Raw genomic sequence first — 19,866 nt, forward strand, 5'->3', positions numbered from 1 at the left:
CCGGGCTATTTTCGCGCCTCCCTCCGGGAGGGTGGGGGTGCTCCTCGGGCCTCCTTCGAAAATAGCCGATCTCCGGCCAGACGCAATCCGCTCCCATTTCCATTCCCTATTGCGAGGCGAAGGATCATGAGCGGCTAGTCTCGTGCTGCCCCTGCCGGGGAGCGCATAAGAGACTGGATCGCGGCGGTCTGCCGAGACGCGGTGAAGCGATGTGTGAGGACGATCATGGCCGACATGGCCAGCATCTTTACCAGCCAGTCGCCACCGTGGATTAGACTGAGCGCCCACGGCTTGTTGTCCCAGAGGCTGCTCCCTATCAGCATCGACACAGGAAACCCGAGCCAGACCCAAAACCCAAAGTTCAACGCGCTCACCAGGCGAGTGATCCTCAACTGACGCACGAAGTAGAGCAGGACACAGGCGACGAGAACTTCGCGCAGAAATTCCATGGCCTTCTTCCAGGGTGCGATGTAGGAATCTGGAGCGACATGCAAGGCTTGACTGCGCAGTGCTATCCATTGATTTCCGAATACCAATGGGCTGTACCAAACTGCGCTGATCACGGCTGCAGTAATGACCGCAACTGCTACCGGCAAAAGGATGTGCTTGAACCAAGTCATGCTCATCTCCTGGTGGGGAAGTTAGTGTCTTCACATCGATGACGGGGAGGATGGGCTGATTTCGACATCGGCACTGGAACTATTTGAAGTTTCTGCGGGGATTTCGATCGGCGAATGCGGGGGCTTCGTGAACAAGGAGGCTGTGTTCGCGCCGCTCCTACGGGGCTCCGGAGATTTTTTGGGGCAGCCGACCCAGGACTTCGTCCTGGGCTAGTATCCTGCCGCCCCTATGGGGCTATGAGTGACGCTGCGTGCAGATGTGGCCTTCTGTAAGCTCGTCTTCATTCCCTACGCAAGTTGCGGGACGCGAGTGAGGCTGCTCAGAGTGACAAGTCAATTATTGGAGCCGAAATTCAGGCGGGGGCTAAAGCCCCGGTCCAACCTGTGGAGTGGCATACGGGCTGCCTGAAGGCAGCCCCTGATACGAAGCGCACTCGCTGAGTGTTCTTCCGCACACTGTAGAGTCATGCCCTGATGCAAGGCCTCCCACCCACGGATACATCTGCCGTAGTTCAGCTCCAGGGCTCGGCACGACAGGGTGTTCGGAGTGCATGCTCTAGACTGCTTGCATGCTCTTGCGACGAGTTCTGTTTTCATTCTTATCGATCGTTGCTGTATCGGGGGCCGCGTTCGCGGCTTCGCGGAAGGCTGCGCCGCTGCTTGTGATGTATGTATTTCCGCAGAATGCTGCGCTGACTGCGGGACAGGTGGATGCGCACAGCATGACGCGCATCAACTATGCGTTCGCCAATATCGAGGGCGGGCGCGTCGTGACGGGGTTCTCGCATGACGCGGAGAACTTCGCGTTTTTGACGGCGCTGCGCAAGGAGAATCCTGAGCTCAAGGTGCTGGTGTCGGTGGGCGGGTGGCTGTGGTCGTGCAACTTCTCCGATGCGGCTCTCACAAAGGAGAGTCGCGCGCGGTTTATCGATTCCGCGGCGGAATTCATTGCGCAGAATCAGCTTGATGGGCTGGATATCGACTGGGAGTATCCGGCGAGGCGAGGCGCGGGTTATTCCAAAGACTGCCACCAGAATCCCGGTGGGAGCGACTTCCGGCCTGAGGACACGCAGAACTTCACGGCGCTGCTGGGCGAGTTGCGGGCGCGATTCGATGTTGAATCGAAGAAGAACGGAAGGCGGCTCCTGCTCACGCTTGCGGCGGGGGCATCGCCGGCGTGGCTTGAGCATACGGAGATGAACAAGGTTGCGCGCGCGGTGGATACGGTGAACCTGATGGCGTATGACTACTACGAGCCGGGCAGCGAGCCGACTACGGGACATCATGCCGCGCTGTATACAAATCCCAACGATCCCAAGAAGGAGTCGGGGGATGCGTCTGTGCGCGCGTTTGAGAAGGCCGGCGTGCCTGCGGACAAGCTCGTGCTGGGTGTTCCTTTCTATGGGCACGCGTGGGGAGATGTGCCGGCGACGGCGAATGGTTTGTATCAGCCGGGCAAGCCCGCGCCCAATGTTTATGCGCAGTTCGGCGCGATTCAATCGTCGATGATTGGGCATGGGTATACGCGGTTCTGGGATCCGGTAGCAAAGGTGCCGTATCTCTATAACGCGGAGACGCGCACGTTTGTGTCGTATGAGGATCCGGAGTCGCTCAAGGGTAAGTGCGCGTATGTGCATGAGAAGAAGCTGGCGGGGATGATGGTGTGGGATCTGGAGAGCGATGACGCGGAGGGAACGCTGCTGAAGGCGCTGAATGCTTGTCTGCGGGACGGACAGAAGTAAAAGCAAAGGCAACGGCAACCGCAGATCCCTCGACTTCGCTCCGGATGACACCTCTTTGGGAGAGCAGACCTGGTGTGGCAAGCGCAGACCGGGTTGGGGTTCAGTGGTTTCCCACCCTGTCGACGGAAAAAATCGACAGGATGGGGCAGGGGAAGTTTCGCGTTGAACGAAGGGCCGGACGGTCAGAAAGGAAATCAGAGATGCAGAACGGAATGGTGACGACATTTGTGCGCGCGACGCGCGAGATGCTGCTGGAGCAGTCGTGGCCGCGGCTGCGGACTTGCGTGGAGTCGCTGACGGATGAGCAGATCTGGTGGCGGCCCAATTCGTCGAGCAACAGCATTGGGAACCTGGTGCTGCATCTGAACGGGAATGTGACGCAGTGGATCATCGGTTCGTTCGCGCATGCGGATGATCGCCGCGACCGGCCTGCGGAGTTCAGCCGGACGGAGGGGATTGGGCGCGAGGAGCTGGTGAAGACGCTGGCTACAACGATGGAGCGCGTGGCTGCGGTGCTGAATGATTTGACGGAAGACGATCTGCTGAAGAGGTATGACATTCAGGGCTACAACACGACCGGGCTCGAGGCGATCTATCACGTGACGGAGCACTTTGCGCTGCACTATGGGCAGATTGCTTACATCACGAAGATGCTGAGCGATCGGGATCTGGGGTTTTATCGGGAGCTGAACAAGACGGGGCGGATTGAGCATAGCGGGCCGGCGCGGCCTTGAGCTTTGGAACCGACGAGCGGCGCTTTGCGTAATTCATCACAAGGCCGGAGAGGTCGGTACGCGAGGTTGTGATGATCAAGTTTCTGCTGTGGTGCATTCTGTTTGTGCTGTGCTGGCCGCTGGCGCTGGCGGCGCTTGTGCTCTACCCCATTGTATGGCTGTTGTTGCTTCCCTTCCGGCTGGTGGGGATTGCCGTGGGTGGAGCGCTGGAGCTGGTGGGCGCGATTATTTTCCTTCCGGCGCGGGTTCTGCGGGCGATTTGAATGGTGGCATTGGGCCGCCCCTCCCTCGGGGGCTAAAGCCCCGGTTCAACCGGTGAAGCGGCATGCGGGCTGCCTGAAGGCAGCCCCTGATACAAGACCTGTTCAATCAGAAATTCTCAGCAAGCTGCGAATTCGTGCCCGTTCATTTCTCGCCTTCCAAGGTGCACTTCCTGGAAGCGACGTCCCTACGGGACTCCCATCTCCTTGGCCGGTTTCCCCACGCTGAAGCGCGGGGCTAACAAACTCTGCGCCTCCGGCGCGCTTATCAAGGCATTTCTTAAGCGGCGGCGGAACATCGCTGCGGGGCCGTTCGCGCTTTGTCCTAACCCTGCCTGATTTAGACTGCTCGAAAGAACTGAATGCCATTTTCCCGGCGGACGTGCGGGACACGAGTTCGCCCGTGGAGGAATTTCGTGAGTCGTCGCGCTCTGTTCCCGGCCGCTCTGCTGGTGACTGTTCTGGCCGGTTCGGCTTCCGCTCAAAACGGGATTCCACTTACGGTGGAGAAGATTTACGCGCATGGGCCACTGGCCGGGACTCCGCCGGAGGGACTGACCTGGTCTCCGGATGGGAAGCATTTGACCTATCTGGATGGGGGCGAGCTGATCGATCTGGACCCAGGGAGCGGGAAGCCGCACGTGCTGGTGAGCCGGTCGAAGCTGGCGGCGCTCTCGGGCTCGCAGGCGAGCGAACAGGATAAGGATCATCGGGACCGCTACAAGATGGCCAGCTACATCTGGGCTCCGGACGCGAAGCATCTGCTATTCGATTCGAACGGGCGGCTGTGGCTCTATGACCTGGGGAACGGCATCGGGGTACAGGTGGGGTATACGGATGCGGCTTCGGGCGACGATCCGAAGTTTTCACCGAACGGCGAGACGATTTCGTTTGTGCGGAATCATGGGCTGAGCATCGTGCGGCCGCGCGACTACGGCAATGCTGGAGCGTATCCCATTGCGAATGCGCCGAATCCGACGACGATGAACGGCGAAGTGGATTGGGTGTACCAGGAGGAGCTCGACGTACGGAGCAACTACTTCTGGTCGCCGGACTCGAAGAACGTTGCGTTTCTGCAGATGAACGAGACGGAGGTGCCGCTGTATCCGATCACGGACTGGATTCCGATGCACGCGACGGTGGACATGCAGCACTATCCGCAGCCGGGCGATCCCAATCCCGAGGTGCGGATTGGCGTGGTGGGCACGAGCGGCGGGCGCATTAATTGGATCCACATGCCGATCAAGGGCGGGCAGGATTATGTGCCGCGCTTTGGATGGGTGGACCGGCACACGCTGTGGATGGAGACGGTTCTGCGCGACCATCAGCACCGGTATATCGACTTCGTCGACCTGGGGAACGGGCAGGCGCGACAGGTTATCGAGATCACCGACGATAAGTTTCTCGACGAGAACTACGACGTGAATGTGGCGGATGGGGTCATCGTTCTCTCGAACTGGAAGGATGGGCACAACCACCTGTACCTGTATCACTACGATGCGCACAATCCGATGGCGGGGGGAGCGCCGGAGGTGAAGCAGCTTACGTCGGGCAACTGGGATGTTACGGCGGTGTCGCTTGTGGATGCGGCGAAGAAGGTTGTGTACTACACGTCGAATGAGTCGGGCGCGATGGAGCAGCAGTTGTGGCAGGTGGGTTTCGACGGGCAGAGGAAGCAGTTGACCACGGGCGCGGGGTATCACGAGCCGAACTTTTCTCCGAACGGCGCAGCGTTCGTGGACCACTACTCGAGCATGATGACGCCGCCGCAGTTGAGCTTGTGCCAGACGGGCGGGCAGTGCCATGTGTTCTGGTCGAATCGCGCGCTGGAGCCCTACAGGTTGCGGGAGCCTGAAACGGTGGAAGTGAAGGCTAAGGATGGGTCGACGCTCTATGGGGATATTCTGCTGCCGGCGGGGCAGATGCTGCCCGCCGGGCAGACGGCGGCGGCTTCAGTGCCGCTGATTGTGAATCCGTATGGCGGCCCGGGCATTCAGAACGTTACGAACAAGTGGAGCGACTCGCTGCTGTTTGATGAGCTGCTGGCGCAGCATGGGTTTGCGGTGCTGCACGTGGATAATCGGGGATCGGCGAACAGGGGCCGCGATTTTGCGCAGGCGGCGTATCACAACTTTGGGCCGGTGCAACTGGAGGATCAGCTTGCGGCGGTGGATGCGGTGCTGGCGAAGTATCCGCAGCTGGACAAGAACCGGCTGGGGTGGTGGGGCTGGAGCTGGGGCGGCAGCTTTACGCTGTACGCGATGACGCACTCGGACCGGTTCAAGGCCGGGGTGGCGGTGGCTCCAGTTACCGATTGGCATAATTACGATTCGATCTATACTGAGCGGTACATGAGCCAGCCCTCTGAGTTCCCCGCCGGCTATAAGGATTTTTCGGTGGTGAACTCGGCAGCGAACCTGAAGGGCAAGCTGCTACTGGTGCATGGTACGGGCGATGACAACGTACATATGGAGAACACGGTGCAGTTCATCCAGAAGCTGATTGAGGCGGGCGAGCCGTACGATCTGCAGCTTTATCCGCGGAAGACGCACTCGATCGCCGGGCCGGATGTCCGCACACACCTTTTTAACCGCATTTTGGGCCATTTTGAGCAGTACCTCAAATAAGGGGAACACTCAGCGGAAATGACAAAATCGGACCCACCTGGACGAGGCAGCGAACGAGCTCGGAACCAACTGCGGCGGCTGGAACAATCGCTTCTCGATTTAGCGGTGCGCCGCGATGGGGATCGGCTGCGGCAGCTTCTGTCGGACGATTTTCTGGAGTTTGGTTCTTCGGGGCGGGTGTGGACGCGCAAGTCGATCATCGACATGCTGGCCACCGAGACGAACTTCTTCCCGCCCGCTATTGAGGAGTTCGAGTGCACGTTTCTGTCAGAGAAGGTGGCGCTGGTCACCTACCGGACGGTACGGACGGATGCGAAGACGGGCGAGCGGCTGAGCAGCCTGCGCAGCTCGGTGTGGACGCGGCAGAATGGCGAGTGGCGGATGCGGTTCCACCAGGGGACGCGGACGGGGTAGAAGCAGGGACAAAGGGACAAGGGACAGAGGGACAGAAGGCGGGGACTTCAACTCGCTTCAGCGATCGGTGCGGCCGAGCTCAGTCTTTGACCGGCAGCCCTGCGGAGCGGAGGATCGCGAGGAGGCGGTCGGGGGTGGCGGCTAGCTCGGCGGAGAAGGCGGCGGCGCGGCTCCACTGGAAGACGAGCTGGTCTTTGGGCGCCATGCCGTAGAGGGGCGCGAGCTTTGCCGGCGAGTCGGAGGGGCGGCCGGTGTCCCAGTCCTTGTTCAGGTCATCGAGGAGAGCGCGGTCGCGATCGGCGATGCTGCAGATGAGTTGCTGCGCGGAGTTGTGGTCGAGGCGGCTGGTGGCGGCGGTCTTTTGGATGATGGACTCGCGATCGAAGAGGGCGTCGAGATAGCGGACGCTGAGTTGGAGAGCGGCGAAGTCGGCTTCGTTCTTTTTCACGGCGGGCTGCACTTGCGCGAGGAGTTCGCGGATGTGCGGGAACGGGTTTACCGGCTGTATGCGAGTTTTGAGCGCGGTGGCGAGTTCGGCTTCCGAGCTGAAGGGGACGGGGAGACGCGATTTGAGCGGCATGGAGTCGGAGTTTCCGTAGAGGGGCGCGGCGTCGTAGAGGAGCTTGAAGGCTTCGGACCAGTGCTCGTTACCCTGCGCCCCATAGTGGCGTTCGACGAAGCGCTGGAAGGCGGAGGCACGCGCGGTTGCCGAGCCGTGGTTGAAGGCGACTGCTGCGTAGGCGAAACCGTCCCAGAGCGAGTTCTGGATGTAACGGCTGGGGACCCAGTTGGTGAGCACGGCGCCGAGGGATGCGGGGTTGCCGGAGGCGAGATATACGTCGGCGAAGGCGTCGATGTTGCCGAGCTGGCTGGTGCCGGGGCGGGGTCCCCAGCGATAGCTGATGAGGCCGGGCGCGCCGATGCCGCGGGAGCCGTTGGCGCGGACGCGGTCGAGGGATTTTCGGAACGGGGCGGGGTCGGTGTCCCAGTAGTTCCAGTCCATGATGACGATGCGCTTGTCGAGGCGGGGCAGGATGTCGGGCTGCTTGCCGAGGACGTAGTCGCCCCAGACGATGAAGGTTTTGCCGTGGGACTGCGCGAGTTTGTTGAGCTGGTTGAGCCAGTCAGCCCATATATCGGCGCGGGTGCGGGTTTGAAGGGCTTTGCGCGAGAGAGCCGATCCGCCCCAGTTCACCTCGTCGCAGCCGCCGTGCAGGTACTGCGACGGGAAGATGGAGGCGACTTCGCGGAAGAGCTTTTCGAAGAGCTGCGGTGTTTCAGGATGGACGGGGATGATGCCGGTGAATTCGGCGGAGCCGTGCGGGTCGTCGTCGAGCAGGTGCTTGTATGCGGGCGAACGCGTGATGTAGCCGGTGTGGCCGAAGGCTTCGATTTCAGGCTGCAGGTCGACGCCACGGGTGCGGCCGTACGTCGCGAGGGCGTGCAGCTCATCGGGCGAGAAGGCGTGCGGGTGGGTGATGAGACTGGGCACGGAGGCGAAGCGGAGCGCGGTGCCCTGGTCGTCGGTGAGGCGGAACTGGAGGGTGTTGAGTTCCCAGTCAGAGCAGAAGTCGAGGACGCGGCGGTAGTACGCGAGGTTTTCAGGGACGCGTGCGGCGTCGACCATGAGGCCGCGGATCTTTTCTTTGGTCTCAGACGAGCGGGTAGGTTGAGCCCACATCTTTGTGCGGCTAGTGGCGGCGGCGAGTGCGGCGGCGGCCTGGAGGAATTGTCGGCGAGTGCGGGAGCCCACGGTCATTGGGGCCATGATACGGCACCTGCAGTACGGGCGACTGCGGCTTCGCCGGGGAGCCGGGTGCAGTTGTGGTATCCGGGCTTGAGCAAAATCGAATGGGATTTCGATGGGGGTCAAAGCGCCTCTCGTCGTAAATTAGTGACATCAGAGGCTGGACGCGCGTCAAATAGACGCAGTGTGCTGATCGCAAGTCGCGATGAAGGTGCAAAGCGAATCCTTGACGACACTATCTCTCTTCGGCGCGGACTATTTTCCGAAAGCCTGGCAGATGTGTGCCGTCGCGCGTTCAAGGAAGTCGATCTGGAATCGTTGCGCGGTCGCGTGCATTGGACTGGCAATTGCGGTCGCTTTGTGGGGATTCGCTTACAGGCTTTCCCGTTATGATCTTCACCCCAACGCGACATCGCGCGCATCCGTCGCGAAGCTTTGGGACAAGCACCAGGATTTGGCGCGGGCGTCGGCCCAGGCCGGCACTTCAGAAAAGACACAGGTTCAACTCAGCGCACTGGCAGCGCTTCTGGCTCTGCACGGCGCGCGCGAACCGCAAATAGCCAGGTTCAGCCCTGCACCGGCACAGCAGTGCGTTCCGGGCGCGTCAAGTTCCTCCCCGGTTCCTCTTCGTTCACCTCCCATGGGTTCCTTCCTCGCTTAGCTCGATCGCGCTTCGGTCCTGCCGCGCTCGTTAGCGCGTCAATCGAAGCAAAATCGCGTGCGGAAACGAACTCATTCGAGGAGCCCTCCTATGCATGGCAATGGCAGTACTCTCGGAGCGACATCTCCGAAAACACCGGAGTGTATGGCTTCCACGTCCAGTGACATTGAATCGAAGATCTCACTACCGGAACCGAAAATGAAGCGTGGAGCTACCCATGTGCTCTCCGTGGGAAGGCTGGAGCATGAAGCCATCCTGCGCGAGGCGCCAGGCGATCTGTCGCAGTTCACCATCTCTCATGCGAGCGACTATCGGGAATTGTGGAGCCTATCCAAGGGGAGCCAATATCAGGCGGTGGTGTTCCACAACAGCCTATGCTCGTTCGAACTGGAAGAGGCCGCTCGCCTGGTTCGAAGCCGTTGGCCGGCAGCGAAGATCGTGATTATCCGCTCGGGGGAAATCTCTCTGGACGACCCTCTTTATGACTATCGGCTGGCACCGCACACAAATCCGAGCACGCTGATCTCAGTCCTTTCGGAGCTTACTCGCCGGAGCAAAGGGAGGACGCGACAAAATGCAGCCTGATTACGGGAGCATCTCCAATTCCGCAATGATCGCTGGCGATGTTCCGAAACTTGACGGCATTGAGCAAGAGGCGAGGAACGCTGGTTCGGGCGTGTCCGACCTGCGTGTGAATTGCAATGGCGAGGTCAGGGTTGCTGAATTTCTTCGGGCAGTCGAGAAACATCGAGCACGCCTGCTGTGGGTTGCCACCCAGATGATGCGCGGCGAAGAGCAGGACGCTGAGGACGTTGTACAGGAAGCATTGATGCGAGCATTTAGAAATCTGGGGCGATTCCGGGCTGAATCGCAAATGGGAACCTGGCTGCAGGCTATCGTCAAGAATGCTGCACGCGAATACATGCGCAATTGGGGAGGAAAGCGGTTCATTTCGATGAACCCTGACGTTGACGACGATTCCTGCGTGTGCGAGTTGCCAGACCCGACGCCCGATCCAGAACAAGATTGCGTGCGGAGGGAACGTGAGCATATTGCACATGCTGCCGTCGGCGCGATCGGGCCGACAAACCGGGAGACGGTGCAACTATGCGTGTTTGAAGAATTGCCTTACATGGAAGTGGCGACGCTGCTGAACGTGTCCACAGGCACGATTAAAGCACGCATGTTCCGCAGCAGACTGGAGCTGAGGGATGTCATCACAGGTCTGATTGCGCGCCTATAAAGTTCGAAGGAGCTCACACTGTCGGATAATGAGGCCTCGGCGGAGGCGGTGGCCCGCATTCCAGCGGCTTAGATACGAATGCTCTCAGTGAGGGAATTCCGGGAGTAGATATGAGGAGGCCAGGTCTCAGAATCGAGACCTGACCTCCAATTTCGCGACCGGTGGGGCTATCCATTGGGCTACTTGTTCACCGCCGCGGCGGAGAAGTAGAGGTCGACGTTGCCCTTGTCTACCAGCGTCGTGCCGGTGTCGACGAAGACGGGGTAGGGCGAGAACCAGTCGGTGCGAAAGTCCTTGTTGAGCTGGGAAGGCTTGGCTTCAGTGACATCGTGCAGCAGCACGAGGCCGGAGTAGCCCATGGTGTAGGGTTTTTGCGCGATGGTGGAGTCGATGGTGCCATCGCGAACCGCGTTGAGGGTGCCGTCGTCGGTATCCCATGCGATGACGGTACGGTCGGTCGCCTTTGCGTTCTTGAGGGCGTCGGCCACGGGCTTGCCGGAGATAGCTTCGAGGCAGACGAAGGCATCGATTTTCTGGGCGCCGGTTTTGGCGAGAAGCTGCGCGGCCTGATCGGAGGCGGTTTTGGCATCGCCTTTCATGTCGATGATCTGGACCTTGATGCCGGGCTGGGTGTTAAGGACTTGCTTGAAGCCGGAGAGGCGATCCTCCAGGTTGGGCTGCCCGGGCATGGTGAAGAAGGCGACGTTGCCCTTGCCGTTGAGCTTGTCGATGAGGCGACTGCCACCGAGGCGTCCTGCCTGAATGTTGTTGGTTCCGATGAAGTAGAGACGGCGGGTGGCGGGGGCGTCGGAATCAACGGTGATAACGGGAATGCCGTTGCGGATGGCGGAGTCGATATCGCGCTCAAGAGTGGAGACATCGGCGACGGAGATCAGAATGCCGGCGGGCTTTTCGCGGATGGCGGTCCGCAGCGCGTCGAGTTCGGCTGAGGGGTCGTAGGTGTTCGGGCCGGCGACTTTGGCCTGCACGTTGTAAGCGGCTGCCGCCTTGTTGAAGCCGTTGGCGACGGTCTGCCAGTAGGGCAACTGCACGTTGGCTGCGATGAGGTAGTAAACCTCGGGGGGCTTTCCGGTGTTGCAGCTGGTGGTGAATGCCAGTACGAGTGACGCCAGGGCCAGGGCGATCTTTCTCATGGGTTCCCTCACTTTGACCAGAGTTAGGCAATCGGCACGTCAGGTGAGGCGCGCGGCCGGGGAGAGGGGCGCGAGGGGCGGAGCAGTCGACCGTGGGCACGGACGCTTGCAGTTCGTGGGCGGGGGCTACTTCTGGCCCGCGTGCCGGTACTAACCGACGTTGCGGATCAACCTGGGGACCGGTTGTCACCGCTGAAGCATTGTAACGCTAAATGGCTCAGGGAGAAGGGCGAAGGAATTACGAGCAGGCGTGGGGGTCCCGAAAGATCAGGGAGGGAGTGGAGGCGGTCTGTAGACAATCTACGGCCTTGGCGGTAGAGTGTCTACATCCTTATGACGAACGCTGAACCTTATCGGAATCGGATTGAGTTGCTGCAGGGGACGCTGGACATGCTGATTTTGCAATCGCTGCAGTGGGGGCCGATGCACGGCTACGGAATTGCGCAGGCGATCCGGGTGAAGTCGAGCGAAGTGCTGCAGGTGGAGACGGGGTCGCTGTATCCGGCGCTGCACCGGCTGGAGCGGCAGAAGTGGGTGAAGTCGGAGTGGAAGCTGACGGAGAGCCGGCAGCGGGCGAAGTTCTACCAGATCACAAGCAAAGGCAAGGAGCAGCTGACGGCTGACCACGACCGCTGGCAGACGATGGTGCGCGCGATTGCCGCGGTGATGGAAGAGCAGCGGAGTTAGCGGGAGTAGGACGGAGACGGGGCGCTATGAGGCTTTGGGGTTGGGAGCGGCGGAAGGATGATCTGAGCGAGGAGCTTGAGGCGCATCTGCGGATGGCAGTGGAGGATCGCGTGGGGCGTGGAGCGAGTCCGGAGGAGGCGCGGGCCGAGGCGATGCGAGAGATGGGGAACGCTCCACTGGTGGCCGATGTGACGCGGGAGCAATGGGGCTGGGGGTGGCTGGAACGCATGGGGCAGGACGTGCGCTACGCAATGCGGCAGTTGCGGAAGAGTCCCGGGTACACGGTGACGGCGCTGCTGACGCTGACGCTGGCGGTGGGGGCGAATACGGCGATCTTCGGGCTGTTTTATGCGCTGCTGCTGCGAAGCCTTCCGGTGGATCGGCCGGACCAGATTGTGCAGGTGAAGCTGCAACTCGGGACGGGCGGCGTGAAGGGCGAGCCGAGCCCGCTGGTGTCGGACGGGATGTATGACCTGCTATCGAAGACGCAGACATCGTTTACGGGCCTGTGCGGCTGGCAGGAAGACACTTTGAATCTGCATGAGGGGGATGGCACGCAGCCAACGCCGGCGGCCGCTCTGACAGGGGAGTGCATGCGGGTGTTGGGGCTGCATGCGGCGGCGGGACGGCTGCTGCAGGATGCGGATGACAAGGCGGGCGGTGCGGCAGAGGGGTATCCCGTGGTGCTCGGGTACGACTACTGGAGGACGCATTTCGGGGCCGATCCTGGGGTTCTGGGAAGGGTGATGGAATTTGGCGCGAGCTTTCGCGCGGGAGCGGCCAAGGGCGTGGTGGTGGGAGTGATGGCACCGGGCTTCGAGAGCGTGCAGGTGGGCGGGCGGCCGAATTTTTATGTACCGCTGGCGATGACGGATCCACACAGCACGCATAACCTGAGCTCGTTCAATATGAGTCTGATCGCCCGGCTGAGGGACGGGGTGAGTGCGCAAGCCGCGGAGGCGCAGGTGGACGCGGTGTTCCAGGCGAAGCTGAAAGAGGAGAAGAATCTGCGGTTCTTCACCTTTGTGGGCGGCCGATTTGCGGAAGCCGACCAGGTGCATGCGCTGGCGACGCCGGGGAGAACGGGCTACTCGTATCTGCGGCAGGAGTATGAGAAGCCGCTCTACCTGATTGAGGGGATGGTGGGGTTGTCGCTGCTGGTGGCGTGCGCATACCTGGCGATGCTGGCATCGGGGCGGGCGCTGGCGCGGCGGCGGGAGCTGGCATTACGCATGGCGCTGGGTGCGAGCCGGTGGAGTGTGGCCGCGCAGCTGACGTGGGAGAGCGTGCTACTGGCGGTGGCGGGTGGCGGGCTGGGTACTTTGTTTGCGTGGATTGCGGAACGCGGGCTGGTGGCGCTGATGCGTCCTTCGTGGAGCGAGAACCTGGAGCTGCATGCGGGGCCGGGCGGGGCGGTGCTGTTGTTCACGCTGGCGCTAATGGGGCTGACGGTGATGCTGGCGGGGGTGTGGCCGGCGTGGCGCGCGAGTAAGGTGGATCCGGCGAGCGACATAAAGGAGGGCGAGGCGTCGATTGCGGGAGGCCGGAGGCCGCGGATGGGCACGCTGCTGGTGCCACTGCAGATTGCCTTCTCGCTGGTGATGGTGACGATTGCAGCGCTGATGGGAACGACGGTGACGCGGCTGCTGGCGGTTGATCCGGGGTTCAGGACGAGCGGGGTTACGATCTTGAGCGCAGATTTCTCGCCAAGGCGTTCCAACTTCTCCGACGGCGTGCACCACGGACCGCCACCCGCCGCGCTGTTTATCGCGCTGCTCGATAAGGTGCAGCACACGCCCGGTGTGGAGAGTGCGAGCATTTCGCTGGCGTATCCGCTGGGCGGCGGTACTTACATGGAGAACGTGTCGTCTCAACCGAGCACGGGCGGCACAAGGACCGACAACAATCTCACGCAGCTTGCGGTGACGCCCGGCTATCTCGACACCATGGGCGTGCCGATGCTTGCTGGACGAGACTTCACGCTCGACGATCGCGGCGAGAAGCTGACCGTTTGCATCCTGAACCGCAGCGCTGCGGACTATTTCTTTCCGGGCGGGGATGCGCTGGGCGGCACTGTGACGATGGGCAGGGACGCCACGATGCGCGTGGTGGGAATCGTGGGAGATACGCTTTACAACGACTTACGACAGAAGGCGCCGCGGATGATCTACCAGCCCTATCTGGAGTACGGAATCTCGAATCCCTTCGCCCACTTCGAAGTGCGGGCGCGCGATGCGGGGACGGCGGTGAGCGCGGTGCGGAATGCGTTTCGCGAGCTGGCTCCAGATGTGGCGGTGGACAAGCCGGTGACGATGCAGGAGCTGGTGTCGAACTCGATGGGGCGGGAGCGCATGGTAGCGCTGCTGGCGGGGTTCTTCGCGCTGCTTACGCTGGCGCTGACCGGGATTGGGCTGTATGGCGTGTTGAATTACGGGGTGGTGCGGCGGCGGACGGAAATTGGCGTGCGCATGGCGCTGGGTGCGACTCCGAGCGGCGTGGTGACGATGATTCTGCGCGAGGCGATGCGCCTGGTGCTGCCGGGAGTGGCGTTGGGCGCGGCAGGCGTTTGGGGTGCGACGCGGCTGCTCAACGTGATGCTTTACGGAGTGACGGCGCTGAATCCGTGGGCGTGTGCTGGGAGTGCGGCCGTGCTGCTGGTTTCGGCGTTAATGGCGAGTGTGCTGCCGGCGCGACGGGCGGCGAAAGTGGATCCGATCAAGGCGTTGCGGTTTGAGTAGGGGGACATGGGGACAAAGGGACAAAGTTACAAAGAGGGAGGCTAAACCTCGGCCTCGTCTCGGCAATAAATCTTCGCCCAACTCGGCGCGAATGGCGGCAATCTTACCGGTTCATACCACTGCCCCTGGGCGGGAAAGCCGGGAATGTTACTTTGCATCTGCGCGATCAGGCTCTCGTATCCTTCGTCGCCCTCTCTGACTTCAATTCCGAAATCGGTACACTCGATAACAAAACAGATCTGGTCATAGGAAAAGAGGTCCCGCTTATACGCGAATACGCGGGCCACCTGATCCCACGCAAGTCGGATCACTTCGTCCCCGTCTTCACGGCTGACGGTTTGGGCTATACCAGCGTCATCGCAGTGAATAGAGAACTTTGCAAGCTCCTTACTGCGATTCGCATACCAGTCGCGGACTTGCTTGAAAATGCCCATCATGGCCTGCCGCTTTCGCCTTGCCTGATTGATATTGGCTTCGATTGTAGTCTGCGGTCTGCATAACGAAGACAAAAACGCCTCCCGAGTGAGGGGAGGCGTGGGTTGGTGCTCTCCCACATCTCCGGACGATAAGACTGTCCGGAGATATGGGGCACGGAGGTTGGCGTGGCACGAATGGCGCCGAAGGCGGAGTGGCCGCACCGCAGGTGCTTATTCGGCGGCGGCGGTTTCCGCGGGGGCTTCGGTGGCGGTTTCTTCGCCAGCTTCGCCGGTTACCTTCACCTTGACGTGCGCGGTGACTTCGCGGTGCAGCTTGACCGAGACTTCGTGGTTGCCGAGCGCCTTGATGGCATCGCCGAGAACGATCTTGCGGCGGTCGATGTCGAAGCCCTTGGCAGCGAGCTCGGAGGCGATGTCGGCCGAGGTGACGGAGCCGAAGAGGTGTCCGCTCTCACCGGACTTGCGGGTGAAGGTGAGTACGACCGGCTCTAGCTGGGCCAGGAGGGCTTCCGCCTGGACCTTCTCCGTGGCAGAGCGGCGGGCAGCGGCGGCCTTCATCTGCTCGATGACCGCCTTGTTGGCCGCGGTGGCCTGCAGCGCCAGCTTGCGGGGCAGCAGGAAGTTGCGGCCGTAGCCGTCGGCAACCTTCACCACGTCTCCGCGGTGGCCGAGGTTGGCTACGTCTTCTTTCAGGATGACTTCCATGTTGGTTTCTCCAAGGCCGAGCGGCAATCCGAGCGGCCGGTGATGCAGAGGGCTTGTTGTTCAGTCCCTCAGGGGCTAAAGCCCCGGAATTTTTTGGGGGCTCGGTGATCGTCAGGGCTAAAGCCCTGACCTACCAGTCGTGCCCTGATACAAAGCGGCGACCGTCAGGCCGCGGCCATCTTTCGCCTTAGTGACGGGTGGCGAAGGGCAGCAGGGCGATGTTGCGGGCCTGCTTGATGGCGCGGGTGAGGCGGCGCTGGTGGGTGGTGCAGACGCCGGTGAGACGGCGAGGCACGATCTTGCCGCGCTCGGCTACGAAGCCCTGCAGGAGGCGCACATCGCGATAGGGGATGGCGTCGATCTTTTCGGTGCAGAACTTGCAGACCTTCTTGCGGCGGAAGAACTTGCCGCGTCCGCCGGGGCCGCCAGGGCCACCGGTGCGGGGTCCCCGGGGTCCGCCGGGACCGCCGGAGCTCGGACGATCAGGACGATCAGAGCTGGGACGTTCGGGACGGTCGGAGCTGGGACCGCTTTGTGCAGGTGCGCCGGACTCGGGCGCCTTTGCTTGTGTTTCGTCAGCCATGGTGATTCCTCTTATTCTTTGCTGTTTCCGGCCGTGCCGGAGGATCTTGTCAGGGCTTAGGTTTTAGGGGTTAGGGCTTAGAACGGCGCATTGCCGCTGTTTTCTAATCCCTAAGACCTAATCCCTAATGCTGCTTTTAGGCGCTGGCCGGGGCAGTCTCGGCGGGCTCGGCGGCAGGCGCAGCCGGAGCGGCCGGGGCAGCAACGGGGGCTGCGGCGGCGGGCTCGGCGCTGAGCTTGCGGCGCGAGGCGCGGATGGCTTTGATCTTGGCCAGGCGCTTCTCTTCCTCATCCATGCGCACGGTGATGAACTTGATCACAGGCTCGGAGACGCGGAGGCGGCGCTCCAGCTCGTGCACCGTGGCGCCGTCGGCCTCGATGGTGAGCAGAATGTAGTTGCCGTCGTTAAACTTGCGGACGAGATAGGCGAGCTTGCGGCGGCCCATCTTCTCCGTCGACTTGACTGTGCCGCCGCCATTGGTGACGGTGGTGGCAAAGCCAGCGATCAGCTTGTCGACATCCTCTTCGGCCGCGTCGGGCCGAACGATGAACATTACTTCGTATACACGGGACATCCGGTTTCTCTTTCCGCCGCTTGAAGCGGCAGTGACGCCGCTCCAAGCGGCAGTGATCAGTGAACAGTGGTCAGTGATCAGACCATGTTCCAGTTTTTTTCTCACCGCAATCGCCAGTCAGGAGTCGTTTTACTCTGACCACTGAACACTGACCACTGATCACTGTTCCTTGCGGTTAAACTCGTTCATCGCGGGGCCTGGTCCGTCGTGGATGATGCGGCGGGCAGCGGTTGCAACCCGATCGAGCACCTCGTCCATGACGGTCAGATCACGCTTGCTCATCGGCGAAAGCAGGTAATCCTTGCCACCCCGCCGACTTGCCCCGGCTGCAATGGCTTCGGGAGGAAGATCCTGCCCGACGCCGATGCGCAGCCTCAGCCATTCCTGACTGCCGAGAGCGGAAGTTACGCTGCGGGCTCCGTTGTGGCCGGCCGGCGAACCGCGCTCTCTGATCTTGAACGTCCCCAGCGCCAGGTCGAGCTCGTCGTACATGATGAGCAGGTCCTGCTGCGGGTCCGCTTCGAACTCCTGAACCAGGGCGGACACGGAAGCGCCGCTCAGGTTCATATAGGTCTCCGGCTTGGCCAGGATGACTTCGCGTCCTGCGATGCGGCAGGTGGCGGTCATTGCCCGGCAGCGCCGGTTCTGGACCACAACGCCTTCTTGAACGGCGATGCGGTCGATAGCCATGAACCCCGCGTTGTGGGGGGTCCATAAATAATCCGGGCCGGGATTGCCGAGGCCAACCAAAAGGAAGGGGCCCCGGCGAATCGGTTGCGGCACGGACTGACTTGCGTCGGCCAAGAGTTACTTCTTGCCTTCCTTCTTGGCGGCAGCGGCGTCGTCGGTCTTGCCCTTCTTGGCGACTTCGGGCTCGGCCGTGGTGCCGGCAGTGGCGACGGTGGCTGCATCCACAGCCGCGGGAGCTTCTTCGCGGATGGAGACAACGTGGGCGACCGTGGTGTCTTCGTCGTCGAGGAACTTGATCTTGTCCGAGTGCGGCAATTCGCTGACGCGCAGGACCTGATGCAGGTCGAGGTTGGAGATGTCGACGTCGATGTGGCTCGGGATATCGCCGGGGAGGCACTCGATTTCGACTTCACGCAGAACCTGGTCGAGGATGCCGCCGTGGGTCTTGACGCCGACGGAGGTTCCGACGAGCTTGATGGGCACGCTGACGCGCAGGACCTTGTCGAGGGCGATGCGCTTGAGGTCAATGTGGATCAGCTTGTCGTTGATGGGCTCGCGCTGCCAGTCGACGATCATGGCCTTGGCGGCATTGGCCTGCTCGCCGAGGGTGACGTCGAAGATGGTGTTATGGCCGGACTCGGAGAAGAGGATCCGGGAGATCGCCTTGGGATCGACTTCAACGGCGACGGGCTCGTGGCCAGCGCCATAAAGGACAGCGGGAATCTTTCCGGCGCGGCGAACGCGGCGCGCGGCATTCTTGTTGAACTTGCCCTGACGGGGCGTAGCTACGACGACTTCAGGCATTCTTCTCTCTTTTCTTGTCGGGCACGGGGTGATGCAGCTTGGAGCTTGTAGCCGGTAGCTTGTAGCTTTCGGTTACTGCCGTGAGCTGATCCTTCCGCTCCCTTTGTTAAGCGGCTTCGGGTAAAACCGCGATGTTTGGTCAAACCCGAGCGCTAGCTACTGGCTACGGGCTACAAGCTACTGGCTAGGAGAACAGCGTCGAGACGCTGGTCTCCATGTGGATGCTCTCGATTGCCGCGCCCAGGAGGCCGGAGATGGTGAGCACCTTGATTTTGCTAAGCTTCTGTGCGGCTTCGCGCAGGGGAATGGTGTCTGTGACGACGACCTGTTCCAGGCGCGAGGCGGCAATGCGTTCAATGGCCGGGCCCGAAAGCACGGCGTGGCTGGCGCAGGCGTGGACCGTGGCTGCGCCGCTTGCGTAAAGGGCGTCGACCGTTTTGACCAGCGTGCCGGCGGTGTCAATGATGTCGTCGATGATGAGGCAGGACTTGCCCTTCACATCGCCGACCACGTGCATGACCTCGGCTACGTTGATGTCAGTGCGGCGCTTGTCGACGATGGCCAGCGGAGCGCCCACTTTCTGCGCGAAGAACCGGGCCCGCTCCACGCCGCCCGCATCCGGCGAGACGACGATGAGATTGGGGAGGTTCAGTTCCTTGAAGTAGCTCACCAGCACTGGGCTGGCGAAGAGATGGTCGACCGGGATATTGAAGAAGCCCTGAATCTGCGCGGCGTGCAGGTCAACGAAGAGAGCGCGGTTGGCGCCGGCGGTGGTGAGCAGGTCAGCGATGAGCTTGGCGCTGATGGCAACGCGGGGGCGGTCCTTGCGATCCTGGCGGGCGTATCCGTAATAAGGAACGACCACCGTGATGCGGGCCGCCGAAGCGCGCTTGAGCGCATCGATCATGACCAGGAGCTCGACCAGGTGCTGGTCCACCGGATAGCAGGTGGGCTGCACCACGAACACATCAACTCCGCGGACGTTTTCAAGCAACTGGAAGTAGACTTCGCCGTCGGCAAAGCGCTGCAGCTTGGCCTCGCCCACCTTGACGCCGATGTGCCGGGCGATTTCTTCAGAGAGCGGCCGGTTGGCCGTGCCGGAGAAGAGCTTGAAGCGCTTGTCCTCGCTGAGATTGCGAGAGCGCTTGCGCTCGGCGGCCGGTTTGCTACCGCCGGGCCCCTTGGAATCCGTTGGGCCGCCCTGGCCCGGATCCTTGGACCCGCCGTCTTTACCCGACTCCGGCTGCTGCTTATCTTCCAGTGTTGCAGTCAACGATCCTGTTTCCATCTCTCCGAGGTCCTCCAAGCTGGTTTGCTTTGGCTGCTTTCCCGGTAATGCGGTCCGCGTTAGGCGGAGCGCTTGAAACTTGGCTGGGCGACAAGGATTCGAACCTTGATAAATGCCTCCAAAGGGCATTGTCCTACCATTGAACGATCGCCCAACTT

Annotated in this window: 19 protein-coding genes and 1 tRNA gene; 9 read left to right on the forward strand and 11 right to left on the reverse strand. The window is 61.6% G+C overall.

The genetic code is table 11. The features are described 5' to 3' along the window. Positions 1–134: 134 nt before the first annotated feature. Positions 135–620 carry a DUF1761 domain-containing protein gene (locus MOP44_RS03580; RefSeq protein WP_260794534.1) on the reverse strand — a complete coding sequence of 162 codons (486 nt, stop codon included), beginning with the start codon at positions 618–620 and terminating at the stop codon, positions 135–137. A 569-nt stretch (positions 621–1,189) separates the two neighbouring features. Here MOP44_RS03580 and MOP44_RS03585 point away from each other — a divergent pair. The 5 genes from MOP44_RS03585 to MOP44_RS03605 all read left to right on the forward strand — a co-directional run bounded on the left by MOP44_RS03585 (position 1,190) and on the right by MOP44_RS03605 (position 6,397). Then, positions 1,190–2,362: a glycoside hydrolase family 18 protein gene (locus MOP44_RS03585; protein WP_260794535.1), complete on the forward strand. Its 1,173-nt coding sequence runs from the start codon at positions 1,190–1,192 to the stop codon at positions 2,360–2,362. Between the two features lie 200 nt (positions 2,363–2,562). Beyond that, complete coding sequence (locus MOP44_RS03590; RefSeq protein WP_260794536.1) at positions 2,563–3,096, forward strand: DUF1572 domain-containing protein; 534 nt, start codon at positions 2,563–2,565, stop codon at positions 3,094–3,096. Positions 3,097–3,167: 71 nt separating this feature from the next. Next, entirely contained in the window at positions 3,168–3,359 is a 192-nt protein-coding gene (locus MOP44_RS03595) for a hypothetical protein (RefSeq protein ID WP_260794537.1), read from the forward strand. Between the two features lie 413 nt (positions 3,360–3,772). Beyond that, the gene (locus MOP44_RS03600; RefSeq protein ID WP_260794538.1) at positions 3,773–5,983 is read left to right on the forward strand and encodes a S9 family peptidase; all 2,211 of its coding nucleotides are present in this window, start codon (positions 3,773–3,775) and stop codon (positions 5,981–5,983) included. An 18-nt stretch (positions 5,984–6,001) separates the two neighbouring features. Continuing rightward, a complete protein-coding gene (locus MOP44_RS03605; RefSeq protein ID WP_260794539.1) occupies positions 6,002–6,397 on the forward strand; it encodes a nuclear transport factor 2 family protein in 396 nt (131 codons plus the stop codon). Between the two features lie 79 nt (positions 6,398–6,476). Here MOP44_RS03605 and MOP44_RS03610 read toward each other — a convergent pair whose 3' ends face one another. Further along, the gene (locus MOP44_RS03610) at positions 6,477–8,156 is read right to left on the reverse strand and encodes a family 20 glycosylhydrolase (RefSeq protein WP_260794540.1); all 1,680 of its coding nucleotides are present in this window, start codon (positions 8,154–8,156) and stop codon (positions 6,477–6,479) included. A gap of 793 nt (positions 8,157–8,949) precedes the next feature. On the opposite strand from MOP44_RS03610, the gene MOP44_RS03615 reads away from it, so the two are divergent. Both MOP44_RS03615 and MOP44_RS03620 read left to right on the forward strand, forming a co-directional pair. After that, the gene (locus MOP44_RS03615) at positions 8,950–9,390 is read left to right on the forward strand and encodes a hypothetical protein (RefSeq protein ID WP_260794541.1); all 441 of its coding nucleotides are present in this window, start codon (positions 8,950–8,952) and stop codon (positions 9,388–9,390) included. Between the two features lie 25 nt (positions 9,391–9,415). Beyond that, positions 9,416–10,048, forward strand: a complete 633-nt coding sequence (locus MOP44_RS03620; RefSeq protein WP_260794542.1) for an RNA polymerase sigma factor — start codon at positions 9,416–9,418, stop codon at positions 10,046–10,048. Positions 10,049–10,227: 179 nt separating this feature from the next. Here MOP44_RS03620 and MOP44_RS03625 read toward each other — a convergent pair whose 3' ends face one another. Further along, on the reverse strand, positions 10,228–11,202 hold the full coding sequence (locus MOP44_RS03625) for a substrate-binding domain-containing protein (protein ID WP_260794543.1): 975 nt from the start codon (positions 11,200–11,202) through the stop codon (positions 10,228–10,230). Positions 11,203–11,535: 333 nt separating this feature from the next. Here MOP44_RS03625 and MOP44_RS03630 point away from each other — a divergent pair, with 333 nt between their 5' ends. Together MOP44_RS03630 and MOP44_RS03635 are read left to right on the forward strand one after the other, a co-directional pair. After that, a complete protein-coding gene (locus MOP44_RS03630) occupies positions 11,536–11,889 on the forward strand; it encodes a PadR family transcriptional regulator (protein WP_260794544.1) in 354 nt (117 codons plus the stop codon). 26 nt (positions 11,890–11,915) lie between these two features. Continuing rightward, positions 11,916–14,627, forward strand: a complete 2,712-nt coding sequence (locus MOP44_RS03635) for an ABC transporter permease (protein WP_260794545.1) — start codon at positions 11,916–11,918, stop codon at positions 14,625–14,627. 41 nt (positions 14,628–14,668) lie between these two features. On the opposite strand, the gene MOP44_RS03640 is transcribed toward MOP44_RS03635, so the two are convergent. The 8 genes from MOP44_RS03640 to MOP44_RS03675 form a co-directional block, all read right to left on the reverse strand. After that, positions 14,669–15,136 carry a hypothetical protein gene (locus MOP44_RS03640; protein WP_260794546.1) on the reverse strand — a complete coding sequence of 156 codons (468 nt, stop codon included), beginning with the start codon at positions 15,134–15,136 and terminating at the stop codon, positions 14,669–14,671. Between the two features lie 138 nt (positions 15,137–15,274). After that, positions 15,275–15,769, reverse strand: coding sequence for a 50S ribosomal protein L9 (gene rplI / locus MOP44_RS03645; RefSeq protein WP_260794547.1), 495 nt, complete (start codon positions 15,767–15,769; stop codon positions 15,275–15,277). A gap of 187 nt (positions 15,770–15,956) precedes the next feature. Beyond that, a complete protein-coding gene (rpsR, locus tag MOP44_RS03650; RefSeq protein WP_260794548.1) occupies positions 15,957–16,352 on the reverse strand; it encodes a 30S ribosomal protein S18 in 396 nt (131 codons plus the stop codon). 136 nt (positions 16,353–16,488) lie between these two features. Beyond that, the gene (rpsF, locus tag MOP44_RS03655) at positions 16,489–16,926 is read right to left on the reverse strand and encodes a 30S ribosomal protein S6 (RefSeq protein ID WP_260794549.1); all 438 of its coding nucleotides are present in this window, start codon (positions 16,924–16,926) and stop codon (positions 16,489–16,491) included. Positions 16,927–17,085: 159 nt separating this feature from the next. Then, positions 17,086–17,730: an aminoacyl-tRNA hydrolase gene (gene pth / locus MOP44_RS03660; RefSeq protein WP_260794550.1), complete on the reverse strand. Its 645-nt coding sequence runs from the start codon at positions 17,728–17,730 to the stop codon at positions 17,086–17,088. 3 nt (positions 17,731–17,733) lie between these two features. Continuing rightward, entirely contained in the window at positions 17,734–18,420 is a 687-nt protein-coding gene (locus MOP44_RS03665; RefSeq protein WP_260794552.1) for a 50S ribosomal protein L25, read from the reverse strand. A gap of 184 nt (positions 18,421–18,604) precedes the next feature. Further along, positions 18,605–19,708 (reverse strand): ribose-phosphate diphosphokinase, encoded by a 1,104-nt coding sequence (locus tag MOP44_RS03670; protein WP_260794553.1) that lies wholly within the window; start codon positions 19,706–19,708, stop codon positions 18,605–18,607. A gap of 80 nt (positions 19,709–19,788) precedes the next feature. Then, positions 19,789–19,862: transfer RNA gene (locus MOP44_RS03675), tRNA-Gln, on the reverse strand. Positions 19,863–19,866 lie beyond the last annotated feature (4 nt).

The organism is Occallatibacter riparius (assembly GCF_025264625.1).
Taxonomy (GTDB): domain Bacteria; phylum Acidobacteriota; class Terriglobia; order Terriglobales; family Acidobacteriaceae; genus Telmatobacter; species Telmatobacter riparius.